The sequence below is a fragment of the Vibrio sp. AND4 genome (assembly GCF_000171815.1).
GTDB lineage: Bacteria > Pseudomonadota > Gammaproteobacteria > Enterobacterales > Vibrionaceae > Vibrio.
Map to the genome: position 1 here is coordinate 13,686 of NZ_ABGR01000016.1, position 13,049 is coordinate 26,734.

The 13,049-nt window shown below is 43.8% G+C and carries 8 protein-coding genes; 3 read left to right on the forward strand and 5 right to left on the reverse strand.

Features of this window, described 5'->3' with window-relative positions:
* The first annotated feature begins 1 nt into the window (after position 1).
* A complete protein-coding gene (locus AND4_RS14110) occupies positions 2 to 1,234 on the forward strand; it encodes a leucine-rich repeat-containing protein kinase family protein (RefSeq protein WP_009843651.1) in 1,233 nt (410 codons plus the stop codon).
* A gap of 4 nt (positions 1,235 to 1,238) precedes the next feature.
* On the opposite strand, the gene AND4_RS14115 is transcribed toward AND4_RS14110, so the two are convergent.
* A complete protein-coding gene (locus AND4_RS14115) occupies positions 1,239 to 2,516 on the reverse strand; it encodes a HAMP domain-containing sensor histidine kinase (protein ID WP_009843652.1) in 1,278 nt (425 codons plus the stop codon).
* Complete coding sequence (locus tag AND4_RS14120) at positions 2,513 to 3,190, reverse strand: response regulator transcription factor (protein WP_009843653.1); 678 nt, start codon at positions 3,188 to 3,190, stop codon at positions 2,513 to 2,515. Before AND4_RS14120 ends, AND4_RS14115 begins: the two co-directional genes overlap by 4 nt.
* A 647-nt stretch (positions 3,191 to 3,837) precedes the next feature.
* Here AND4_RS14120 and AND4_RS14125 point away from each other — a divergent pair.
* The gene (locus AND4_RS14125) at positions 3,838 to 5,934 is read left to right on the forward strand and encodes a methyl-accepting chemotaxis protein (protein WP_009843655.1); all 2,097 of its coding nucleotides are present in this window, start codon (positions 3,838 to 3,840) and stop codon (positions 5,932 to 5,934) included.
* Positions 5,935 to 6,162: 228 nt separating this feature from the next.
* Positions 6,163 to 6,978 carry a TauD/TfdA family dioxygenase gene (locus tag AND4_RS14130; RefSeq protein WP_009843656.1) on the forward strand — a complete coding sequence of 272 codons (816 nt, stop codon included), beginning with the start codon at positions 6,163 to 6,165 and terminating at the stop codon, positions 6,976 to 6,978.
* Between the two features lie 162 nt (positions 6,979 to 7,140).
* On the opposite strand, the gene AND4_RS14135 is transcribed toward AND4_RS14130, so the two are convergent.
* The 3 genes from AND4_RS14135 to AND4_RS14145 all read right to left on the reverse strand — a co-directional run bounded on the left by AND4_RS14135 (position 7,141) and on the right by AND4_RS14145 (position 12,968).
* A complete protein-coding gene (locus tag AND4_RS14135; protein ID WP_009843657.1) occupies positions 7,141 to 9,000 on the reverse strand; it encodes a M4 family metallopeptidase in 1,860 nt (619 codons plus the stop codon).
* Between the two features lie 866 nt (positions 9,001 to 9,866).
* Positions 9,867 to 10,349, reverse strand: a complete 483-nt coding sequence (locus AND4_RS14140) for a hypothetical protein (protein ID WP_009843658.1) — start codon at positions 10,347 to 10,349, stop codon at positions 9,867 to 9,869.
* A 303-nt stretch (positions 10,350 to 10,652) separates the two neighbouring features.
* Positions 10,653 to 12,968 carry a YgiQ family radical SAM protein gene (locus tag AND4_RS14145; protein WP_009843659.1) on the reverse strand — a complete coding sequence of 772 codons (2,316 nt, stop codon included), beginning with the start codon at positions 12,966 to 12,968 and terminating at the stop codon, positions 10,653 to 10,655.
* Between the last annotated feature and the right edge of the window lie 81 nt (positions 12,969 to 13,049).

Consider the following 13,049-nt stretch of genomic DNA (forward strand, 5'->3'; position numbering starts at 1 on the left):
TTTGCAGACTCTGGAACAATTAAAAACAGGACAATTAATTGGAATCAAAAAATTAAAGTTGGCGGAAGGGCTTACGGAGTTTCCGATGGAAATTCTAGATCTTGCCCAAACGCTAGAAGTGTTGGATTTATCCGGCAACGCACTGTCAGATTTGCCACCAGAGTTGGAACAACTGACCAAGCTAAAAATTATCTTTGCTTCAAATAATCAGTTTACTCATTTGCCAGAGGTATTAGGTAAGCTCCCAAACCTTGAAATGATCGGATTTAAAACCAATAAGATCAACCTTGTAAGTGAAATTTCGCTACCACGCCAATTGCGTTGGCTAATCCTAACGGATAACGAGATTGAAGAGCTTCCAAGCAGCCTGGGTGAAAGGCCACGCTTAAGAAAGCTGGCTCTAGCAGGTAACCGCATCAAACAGCTGCCAGATAGCATGAAGAACTTAGTCAATTTGGAATTGATTCGTCTGTCTGCTAACCAACTTGAGCAATTCCCTGATGTGTTGATGACGCTGCCGAAGTTGGCGTGGTTTGCTTTCGCTGGCAACCCATTTTGCAAGCATCCTTCTTCGCTAGATAGCGTGCCTAAAGTGACGACCGGCAGTTATTCGCTTAACCATGTTTTAGGCCAAGGTGCGAGTGGTGTGATTTCACATGCCAATTGGATCGATGCGCAACATGACTTCCCAAATGAAGTTGCGGTAAAGGTGTTTAAGGGTGAGGTGACCAGTGATGGCTTTCCTCATGACGAGCTCGAAGCGTGTTTGCAAGCTGGGCATCATCATAATCTAGTTAAATCCATCGCACGAGTGGATGAAGGTAAAGAACTTGCTTTGGTAATGGAGCTGATCCCAGATCAATACTACAACTTGGGTTTACCACCAACGTTGGAAACTTGTACCAGGGATACGTTTCCACAAGGGTTTACCCTAACGATTGAGCAGGTGAGGTCAATCGTTGGGCAGATGGTAGACGTGTTTCGCCACCTGCATGACAACAAGGTGTGCCATGGTGATTTGTATGCGCACAATACTTTGGTGAATGAACAAGGTAAGATGATCTTCGGTGATTTTGGTGCGGCGAGTATTTACGGCTATTTAACCGAAGAGCAGCAAGCGGCGATCAGAACCATTGAAACGAGGGCGTTGAAGCATTTCATTGAAGATGTGTGTTCTGTTTGTGATGCTTCGAAAGCTGCATTGGAAGCGATGAATCTATTAGCAGCGTCATAGAGCACTACTCCAGATGTTCTGAGGCCAGATTTATTACTGCGTCGCATCCCCCTTCTGGGTGCGTGCTAATCTGAAATTGCCAGCCATAACGCTGGCATAAATCGTCCACAATCATCAAGCCTAACCCGTGTCCTTCTGAATTTGGGATCGTGGAGAAGCCTTCGCCTTGATCACGTACCGAGATGGTGTGTTCATCCATACTGATATAAATAGCGCCCGACGCTGTAGCTGCGATACCGTTGCGAATAAGGTTACCGAGAATAATAGTGAGTACTTCATAGGTTGCTTTGGTGTTGGGGGTGCCATTTACGCTCATTATTAATGCCAGTGACTTTTCATCAGCTTGTGCTTGGCTATAAGAAATAATCCTAGCGAGTTCCCCCTCAGAGATGTTTCTGACGGGAGAGTCATCCTTATTACGCTCGTAGCGGACTAAGCCAAGCAGGGCGTCCACCATGGACGACATCTGTTGTGTTGCATCTTGAATTCGCTTTACTTGGCGTGTTTGGAAGTCTGTATTTGTGCTTCTTGCTAACAAGCTGCTTGAGCCTTTCATTACGGTCAGCGGTGTACGAAGTTCGTGACTTGCGTATCGTGCAAAGGCTTGTTCGCGTTTGATGACTTGGGTAATTTTACGGCGGTACTCGTTGAGTTCTTCAGCCAAAGCCTGAAATTCTTTGGCTGAACTATTTGGTAAACTGAAGGTTTGAGTCGGATCGCCTTGGTGTTGGTCTAGCTGGGTTTTGAGGGTATTAACTGGCTCAATTAACCGTTGAGATAGGCGTAGCAATAGGTCACCAAATAAGAACATCAAAGCGGCGACAATCGAAAGAACTAAACCCACAGCGAGAACGAATTCTTCAGAGGTGATTTCAATTTCATCAATGAGGGAAATAAGAATGATAGGATGTTCGCCGTCCTGGTTAGTGTAAGAGCTCTTATAAATCATGCGTGAATCGGGCTCGTGGCCAATTTCATTAAGAAAGCTTTTTCTACCTATCAGATATTGGCGATATTCCTGCGGAACTAAATCGATATCATTGTATGCTGTTGTCAGTAAATCCAGTTTGATAGTGTTTTGATTAGGATGAGATTGAAAATAAACAATGGCCTCTTTTTTGTCGATCATAATACGGCGTTCGCCTACACGATCCTCTGCCCAGAGTAATGCCCCACTGACGAGTAAAAAGCAAAATAGACCAATAACGACGGACACCAGAGTGAAGAATAGCGCCAAACGTCCAGTCATACTCTGAGTGCTGTTTAACAATCGGTGAATCATGCCTCGGTCTCCAAGCGGAAGCCGATTTTAGGAACCGTGATGAGAATCTGCTGTTTGAAGGGTTTATCAAGTTGGTTACGAAGTTGGTATATGTGGCTGCGAAGCACGTCGTTATTGGGTTCGTTTTCTTGCCAAAGTTTAAATCCGATGTCCTCGCGCGTTACAACGTTGGGTGCGCTTTTGACCAGCATTTCTAGAATGGTATAAGTGGTTGGATTCAGTGCTAGTAGCTTACCTTGGCGATAGGCACGGCGGGTTTTTTGGTCGACAGACACCTCACCGAATTGCAATTTACAACAAGCGACCGTACCACGGTAACGGCGGATCAACGCTGTCATGCGGGCTTCGAGAATATCCAAATCGAACGGCTTTGTCAGGTAATCGTCGGCGCCATGCTGAAAACCTTTAAGCATATCGTCTCGGCTATCGAGTGCGGTGAGCATAAGTACAGGCGTGTTATTGCCAGCGTCGCGAAGCTTATTACACAAGGCTAAGCCATTCATGCGTGGCAGCATAAGATCGAGCAAGATGATGTCGAAGGCGTTTTCCATCGCTAGTTTTAAGCCTAGTTCACCATTATCCGCGTAATCGAGTTCCATACCTGCATACTCAAAGTAATCGAATAGCATGCCTGCAATTTCTCGATTATCTTCAACCAAAAGTACGCGTTTCATGTATTTTACTCCTACTGGACAGGTTTCCGAAATTAGCGTGTTTTCTTAACCGAACATTATGCACTAAGGGCGTGAAAAAGATGTCAACGGCAACGATTTCACTATGCAACCTTTAGATGTATTGCTGCATCGAATACAAGAGAAGAGTACCATGTATTCGATATTCACTTTGCAAGTTTCTCCAAAGTGAACCAATACTCTGACCAAAGGAAGTTTTGTTTTATTTACTCAGCATAAAATGGGTGTTTAGCGAGCGCTAGTTCTTATTTGTTATTTTGATTAGCGAATAACTGCATTGGAATCAGGGATATGATGAAAAATAATTGTGATAAAGATCATGGTTTAGGTAATCTATTACTCAGTAAGGGGCATTTGAAAAATATGGGTCTTTTAAATAAAATTGGTTTTTTTTGTAAGGTTTATATTCTATAAATACAAAGGTTTAAGTCTTAATTTTTAGAGTTTTATTTATTGTCTCTTTCATGTGCTTAAGATATAAATCTCATCTTGAATTTCGCGATATTAATAATTTTAAGTTTTCTGTTAACTTTCTTTTACTTCTTGATATCTTCTGTTCATATATGTTGTTTAAACTCCATTAGGTTTTTGAAAATAATGACAATCTATCATCAGTTACAGAGGTGACTATGTTTAACAGTATACGTACGCGCATCGCAGTCAGTGCGGGGGGCGCAATGGCCTTCACATTATTGATCGCAATGGGTATGACAACCGATGCATTTACTGACGTGAACGAGCAAGTGAATGAGAAGGTAAAAGCGCAATTGACGGATGCGACCAGTACCGATCTGCAAAATACCGCGATACAGCAGGGTCTAGATACTGCCAACCAACTTGCTCCTGTGCTGGCTAATTTGAATCAATTGCGTTCAATTATTGAATTGAGTGGAGAAACTAACGCAAGTGCAGACCTTATTGTTAAACAGTTTACTGCCGCGCTAGAGGCGCAAAACAAAGCCGTATTTGCAGGATACATGGTTTGGCAAGATAAAACATGGCCACAACAGCTGGCGTTTAATCCAGAGGATGGCTTTAACAGCCAAGGCTACCTCGCACCTTTCTTCTCACCCAACGATCAAAATAGCTTTGATGCTGTGGCAATGGAAAGTTTCAGCAATACAGAACTTAACAGCAGTGGTGAGCGCAAAGACGATTGGCACTTGATGCCATATGAAACTGGCAAAACGTTTGTAATGGAACCGTACTTTTATACGGTTAGAGGCAAACAAGAGCTGATCACTACGATCAGTCAACCGATCAAACAGGATGGTAAAATCATCGGTTCACTTGGTTTTGATTTGTCTCTTTACGAGTTGCAAAGCCAGAGTGAGCAATCCGCTCGTAACTTGTTTGATGGTGAAGGCAAAATTCTTATCACGTCTTGGAAAGGTATCACGTTGGCGAACAGCAGTGCTGAGGAAATGGTGGGCAAGAAGGTTTCTTCCGAACTAGCGGCTGAGTGGTCAAACATTCAGTCGATTGCTAAGCGTGACGGAGCTGGCCTTATTGCTTTTGGTGGTGATGAGTATGCGATCACTTCTATCGATACCAGTGATGCGCCATGGGTAGTCATGGTGTCGGTTCCCAGTAGTCACCTCACAAAAAGCGTCGACGAATACCAGCAATGGAGTGATGGCCAGAGTTCAGAGGCGCTTAAAAAAGGTGTCTGGGCGGGGATCATCGCTGTTCTTTTAGGTATCGCAGCAATGACCTTTATTGCTAACTCCCTTGGTAAAGTGTTGAACAACTTAGTTGAACGTTTTAAAGATGCAGCACAAGGTGAAGGGGACCTGACTTACCGTATAGAGGTGAAAGGCAAAGATGAAACCGCGCAATTAGCGCATTGGTTCAATACCTTCTCGTCTCGTATGCAAGAAATGTTGTTGACCGTAATGACAACGGCAGATCAAGTGGATAAGAACGCAACAGAAGGCCAAACACGCTCCGCGGCTTGTCGTGACCAATTGAACAATCAGATCAATGAAGTTAATTCATTGGCTACCGCTATCAATGAAATGAGTGCAACCGCGCAAGAAGTTGCGAACTCGGCTGTTCAAGCTGCTGCGGCCGCAAGCCAAGTACAAAGCAATAGCCTGAATGGCATGACTCGTATGGATAACGCTGCGACTGCGGTGGATAGCTTGGCTGTTCAAGTGAATGATGCGCAGCAACAAACGAAGAACTTGGTTGACTCCAGTACGGCAATTCAGGGTATTTTGAGCGAAATTGGTGGCATTGCTGAGCAAACGAACTTGCTAGCGCTAAATGCAGCGATTGAAGCGGCGCGAGCTGGTGAAGCGGGTCGAGGTTTTGCGGTCGTTGCGGATGAAGTTCGTAATCTTGCAAACCGTACGCAAGGATCAACGGAAGAGATCCGTGCAATGTTGGCTCGATTAGAGCAAGAGACACAATCGATCGTTGTGCTGATGCAACAGAGCCAAAAACAAGCGGTTGACACCAAGGGAGAGACTCAAGCCGCGCATCTAGCGTTGTCTGAAATCAACCAAGCAATCGAAGTCATCAACGACATGAACAACCAAATTGCCTCGGCAGCAGAAGAGCAAAGCTCAGTATCGGAAGAGATAAACCGTAATGTGGTCATCATCAACGATACGGCGGTAGAAGTGATGGACACTATGACATCGTCGGTAGAGATCAGTAATGAGCTCACTGTAAAGGCGGGCGATCTGCATGGTGAATTGAGTAAGTTCAAGTTATCTTAATCTGATAATACGCATGCTAATAACAAAGCCGAGTGCGTCATGTACTCGGTTTTTTCGTTTCTGTCGTTTTCAATTATTTAAGTTGGCCTTAATAAATTTCCCACAAGCGTGCTCAGTGTGAATGTTACCTTGTTGCAAGGTCGGGGTTTTCTATCTATTTAATTGAAAGTAATCGTAGCGAACCGGGGTCTTTGTACTCTGATAAGAAGATACATCAAGAGAGTTATAATGATAGAGATTGAGAAAATCACTCCGAATATCGGTGCTTGTATCCACGGCGTGGATTTATCAACCTGTAAAACAGAAGATCTGAAAAAGGTGTATCAAGCCCTCATCGATCATCAAGTTGTCTTTTTTGACAATCAAAGAATATCGCCTGACCAGCAATTAAACTTGGCTAAGTTCTTTGGTGAGTTAGAACCAGCCCATCCATTCTTTCCTAGAGTGGAATCCACACCTCAAGTCAGTATTATCGAAACAACTAAAGGCAATGCCCCCCTCGAGAGTTACTGGCATACCGATTTAACTTGGAGAGAGAATCCATCAAAAGGGGCGATATTACACGCTAAACACGTTCCAGATGCTGGTGGAGATACGATTTGGGTTTCTATGACCTCGGTATTCGACGCTCTTGATGACGCTATCAAAATGAAGCTCAGAAACTTATCTGCAACCCATTCTCTTACTGCCTTTGAAGATGTCGATGAAGAAGTTATCGAGCTTGATTGGCATCACAGGTTGCGTGAAGTTTCTCATCAACAGCGACCTGTCATACACCCTGTTGTGAAAGTGCATCCAGAAACTGGCAAAGAAACCTTGTTTATTAATGAGCAATTCACACGTTGTATCAATGAGATGAGGCATGCTGAAGGAAGTCGGTTGTTAAAAGAATTGTTTGCTGTTGCACGTCAGCCAGAACACCAAGTTCGGTTTAAGTGGCAGAAGGGCTCTTTAGCTATTTGGGATAATCGGACGACTCAACATTACGCCGTTATTGACTATGGCGACCAGCCAAGGAAGATGCATCGCGTCACCTTTGTTTAGTTCACAAACTTCCCGTCTGGTTTTTAAGGTGCCAAGCTCGACAGTGTCTTGAGTCAGGAATGTGGAAGTTATTTAGATATAGGTGCAGATATAGATACAGGCAAAGGTATATAAGGAGTTATAAGCTGGTCTGGCATTCAGACCAGCTTATTGTTGGGTTAATTACTCAACACGAGCAGTTAATTGGTAATTTTTAAAGTTAAAATACCCTCTTACTAAGATTAGGTAAACGCCAGCTTCCGGGTTGGTGAAGCTGCATTGCTCTTTGTTTTCATAGGTCTTCGACTGACACTGCGCTTCAATTGAAGTGGGTTTTTCACCAAAGCTAACGAACAAGTCCGCATCGTTATCACTTTGGTAATCTGAGCGCTCTAAATCGATGACAAGCTTACTCTTGCCCGAAGGGACTGATACGGAATAGTAATAATCTTGCCCCTTATACCCCTGTAACCCTTCAAGTGGTATTCCAAGTTCCAGTTCAGTAACTTCTGGTGGTAGTGCACATATTGCATTGACACCAACGCTATAAAACGCATCAATAACATCCTTTTGTTCAAGCTTTAAGTCCTTGGCTGCACGTTTTACACCGCAAGCGGCATGGTTAAACGTCGATTGTTCATGCCAGTAAAGCTGATTGGCTAGAGCAAAAGCCTGAAACGCATCTTTGATGTCCCACTGGTTTCGAGTGACCAATAGGTAGAATGCTTTGTTAAAAATGCCACTGCTCAAATGAACATTCATTTCATCATGGTAATCACGAAAGTGTCCAATAGAGCGACCATCCCTCTCAGGCTGATCAAAGTAGCGTAACCCGCCTTCACCCTTTGAAATATCTGCTCCAACAATCCAGTCAACAGAGCCCTTCATATAAAACTCTGCAGCCTCGCCTGCAATGTCAGAGAATGCTTCGTTGATCCCCCCAGACTGCTTATGGTATTCAAGGTTAGAGTTCTGTTCTGTAAAGCCATGGCTGATTTCGTGGGTACTAACATTGATGTCGACAAGAGGGTAAAATGTGGTGTTACCGTCCCCAAAGGTCATGGCCTCTCCATCCCAAAACGCGTTTTCAAATTTATAACCGAAATGGACACGCATTTTGAGCTTAAAGGTCAATGGAGCGGTATTGAGCCAATCTTGATACAAACGGTATACCACATTCCCAAAATAATGAGCATCATTGAGCGCAGAATAAGCGCCGTTTACGAAGCGTCGATCATTGGTATTTGTCTCGTCATCACAAAGATAAGAGTATGGCTTTTGTTCCTTTTCTAAATTCCAGCTGTAGCGCATATCAACGGTCATTACCTTGTCATTATCAAGGTAACAGCGGTTGCCTTCTTTAGTAATACTTAGATGATCGAAGTCTGTACCATAACGATAAGATTGTGTTTTCTCATTGCCACCAATACCATTACCGAGAGCCGGGGCCATAGCATGGTGCATACCTTCCCATTCCCGTATTAAGGTGCCAGTTTTAGCATCAATAACCAAGAATGGTCGGCTTATTGAATTGTTTTCAACTTTAATAAAATTTAATTCGTAAACGTACTTAGCTTGTTGGTGTGTATCAAGTTCGATGAGTCGCTTAAGCTTTATTGAGTTTTGTTGTTCTTGACTTAGATTTCGACGAGTTATCACAAGATCTTTAATAGCATCTGGCTCAATAAGAGAGGTTTCTTCAGAAAGGTCTTGAGCTAGGCCTTTGACGACTAAGCCATGTGCTTCTAAGAAGCGGTTTGGCATTTGAGGGTCGACATGGATCGTCACAATAGCTGATTTGATGTCGGTATTATTATACCGTTGGCTAAACTTTTTTTTCGTTGTGCCATCAGGGAGTTCTTGTGTTAGCTCTAAATTTAACTCACTGGACGGTTCAAGAGATAATAAACTTTTTAGCTGCGAAATTTCACCAGTTTCAATATTTATTTCATCTAAGTCAATTATTTCAGCCGAGAAAGATGTCGATGGAGAGAGATAGGCGATGCCAAATAAAGCGTTGGTAAGAATAGTAAGTTTTTTCATAATTCAACCTTATTAGTGGGTGAATTCACACTATAGGAAATTACAAATCAGCTGCAATTAAATGTTGCAGAGATGTAAATTGTCAGTATTTTAATGTTTTGTCTTTTTATTCAGGGCTGAAAGTGAAATATAGAAGAAAAGTAAAGAATATAGCTGGGAGTAACTGCTGTTGAGTTTTGTAACACATATCTATCTGTTTTGTTTGAATATAAAATGTTGCAATAAAGTTGTATCTTTGTGACGTTTGTCTGTTTGTGAATCTATATGGCTACTAAAAAATGGAAGTTATCAGCATATGTTTTTATTTTTCATTATGTCAATTAAGTGGTGGGTGTGACTTGTATTTACTTTGATAAAGATAGTTGGTTAATTATCAGTAATTTGTGGTTAGGGGTATAAATTGAAAGATTTATTCAGGAGTAATGAGTCATTGATTCTTACTTTAATAAAGTGATCAATAAAAATAACTTTTTGGCTGTTGTTAATTAAGACTGAGTTTTGAATAATATATAAACGTTTTGGTATGCCTTCTATTCTTATGGTAGGGAAAGTTCTATTTCTTAGTGAACTATTGGATAACGTAGGGGTCAAGTGGTCGGGGAAAGTCTGTTCCGAAACTTTGTTAGTTTTTTCTTTGAGGAGCTCTAGCTAAAATTGTGTTGTTGGTTTAGTTGGAGTTTCTCCTGGCTAAAAAGGCGCCCGATTTAGATCAGGAGCCATTTTAGGTGCTTTGAACCAGAGGGAAGCGATTCTGTGCGGCCTATTCGGTCTTTCTGCCAACAAAGGTGAAAAGAGAGCTTGTAAAGTTGAAGTTATCAGGTCTGTTGCGATTGATTGCACTCGAGTCGTCAAAGATTCAAAGTCGTTCAGTAATTTCTGGTCATTAGACCGAGAATGGAAGCGCTATTTTCATCAAAGTGCAAAGTGACCGACTTTGTTTCCCCTTGAGCGAATTTACCACCTTGCTCTATTGAAGAAGGAGACAAGTACTCTTGCCCGCCAAAGTACGCTTTGATTTGAGATGGCTTGAGCTCAATACCACCACCAGAGTTATTGGTGACAACGGCTTGAATCATACTTTTGCCTGAGGGACTGCGAAAGATGTCGTAGCTCTCTATCACAAAGTAACTGTAGGATGGCATATCACTGCTGTGCTCTGGTTCTGGTACAAATGTTGAGCCAGAAACGTTTCTTTCGAACTGCATGGTGTCCTGTGATTGAGAAATGCTCTCTTGGATATCACCGAGCTTATTTTTTATGTTGTTGATGTGACCGTTGTTTTTTGCACTCACATTCGAGGAAAAGGCACATAACAATATTAACGCGGCGACATAGTTTTTATTTAACATATCTATACTTCCTGTGTGGATCGTTCTAGAACACAAAATAATTTTGATTCACATCAATTGTGTCAATATTTTGTGAATTCGGGATTGTCGCTCTACTATCGTTTGTATGATATTGATATTAAAAGCTTGTTTATGTCCCATTTGATTATAGAAAGGGCTACTCTGATGATCCAGCCGGATGCCTTCAAAGCGTTTTGCTTATAATGTGTTCGGGAATAGCGAGGAATATTCTTATGCTCAGACAAAACAAAAGGGCTCCAGAGGTAAATCTGGAGCCCTTTTAGTATTAAGGTTCGATTGAGTTTACCGGCGTTTTGGTTTGCGTTGACCTGCGGGTTTGCCTTGCCCCTGTGGACGACCTTGACCTTGTGAGCCAGCGCCGTTTGAGCGGTTCTGGCTTCCACGACCTTGACCGTTTTGGCCGCCTTGTGCTTTACCTGAACCGTTGCGGCTGCCAGATGGTTTGCCATCACGTGAGCCGCCTTCAGAGCGTTTATTCAAGTGGCCACCGAAGCCCGGCTGGTTCTTGGTGTGTTTGGTTGCAAAGCGGTTTGCGCCATGGCGACCAGACTTACGACGTTGCGCCGGTGTCTGCGCATCAATGTCTTCTGCTGGCACCAGACAGTTTGGTTTATCACCAATCAAATGCTTTTTACCCATGCTAATGAGGGCTTCACGAATCATTGGCCAGTTTGCAGGGTCATGGTAGCGAAGTAGGCCTTTATGCAGGCGACGTTGACGTTCACCTTTTGCTACTGGGATATCTTCACGTTGTTTGTACTTCACGCGTTTCAGAGGGTTGGTCTCTGAGTAGTACATTGACGTTGCGTTACACATTGGTGACGGGTAGAAGTTCTGCACTTGGTCACACTCGAAGTTGTTCTTTTTCAACCACAGTGCCAAGTTCAGCATGTCTTCGTCTTCGGTACCTGGGTGCGCCGAGATGAAATAGGGGATCAGGTATTGTTTTTTACCTGCTTCGGCGCTGTATTTCTCGAACATCTCTTTAAAGCGGTCGTAAGTACCCATACCCGGCTTCATCATCAGATTCAGTGGGCCTTTTTCTGTGTGCTCAGGTGCAATCTTTAGGTAGCCGCCTACGTGGTGCGTTACAAGTTCTTTCACATACTCCGGTGATTCTATCGCAAGGTCGTAACGCACGCCGGATGCGATCATGACTTTCTTCACGCCTTCTACTTTACGCGCGGCACGATATAGGTCGATGGTGTGCTTGTGGTCGGTATTTAGCTTGTTACAGATGCCAGGGAATACACACGATGGGCGACGACAGTTTGCTTCTGCTTTTGGATCGCTACAGCCAAGACGGTACATGTTTGCTGTTGGGCCGCCCAGGTCAGAAATCGTACCGGTAAAGCCAGGCACTTTGTCGCGGATCTCTTCCAACTCATTGATGATGGATTCTTGTGAACGGTTTTGAATGATCCGACCTTCGTGCTCGGTAATCGAACAGAAAGAACAGCCACCAAAACAGCCACGCATGATGTTAACCGAAGTCTTGATCATGTCGTAAGCAGGGATCTTTGCCTTGCCGTACATAGGATGTGGGACGCGCGCGTACGATAGGCCAAATACGTAATCCATCTCTTCTGTGGTTAGAGGGATTGGTGCTTGGTTTACCCAAAGTTCACGGTCACCATGACGCTGCAGCAGAGCACGACCTGAGTACGGGTTGGTTTCTAAGTGCAGTATACGGCTGGCATGTGCATAAAGAATGCGGTCATTGTGCAGTTTTTCGAAGGCTGGCAGGCGTACCGCTGTGTTCGCTGCATCATGACGTGATGGGCGAATCGTGATTGGCTGTGCAACAGGCTCTTCTTTTTTGGTATCGCACTCGGTTTCCACTTCGTAAGGGTTTTTCGGTACAAAAGCTTCCTTACGAGGCTTCTCAATACGAGAAGAGTCAATAACGGTGTAACTTTCTGGCGCTGCGGGTAGGTTAACCGCAGTACCGCGAATATTGATCATGGTCGAAATGTCTTCACCATCAGCAAGACGGTGCGCGACTTCTACTAGGGCTCGCTCAGCGTTACCAAACAGAAGAATGTCCGCTTTTGCATCGAATAGAACAGAGCGACGAACTTTATCAGACCAATAATCATAGTGGGCGACACGACGCAAACTTGCTTCGATGCCGCCAAGGACAATAGGCGTGCCTTTGTAAGCTTCACGACAGCGTTGTGAGTACACCAAGGTGGCACGATCAGGGCGTTTGCCGCCTTCGTTGTTTGGTGTGTAAGCGTCATCGTGACGAAGTTTTCTGTCCGCTGTGTAACGGTTGATCATCGAGTCCATGTTACCCGCGGTGATCCCGAAGAACAGATTTGGTTGACCAAGCTGCATGAAGGCATCTTTGTTGTTCCATTCTGGCTGAGCAATGATACCGACACGGAAGCCTTGCGCTTCTAACAAACGACCAATGATAGCCATACCAAAGCTCGGGTGGTCTACATAAGCGTCACCCGTGACAATGATGATGTCACAACTATCCCATCCTAGGGCATCCATTTCTTTGCGGCTGGTCGGCAAGAAAGGTGCCGTACCAAAACACTCCGCCCAGTATTTTTTGTACTCGTGAATAGGAGTAATGTCGTTGGTCATATTTTGTTCTCTGTTCCAGGGAGCGCGAATTATAGCGATTTGATGATCAGGTATCTATACCCAAGTCCCCATATCAAGCCT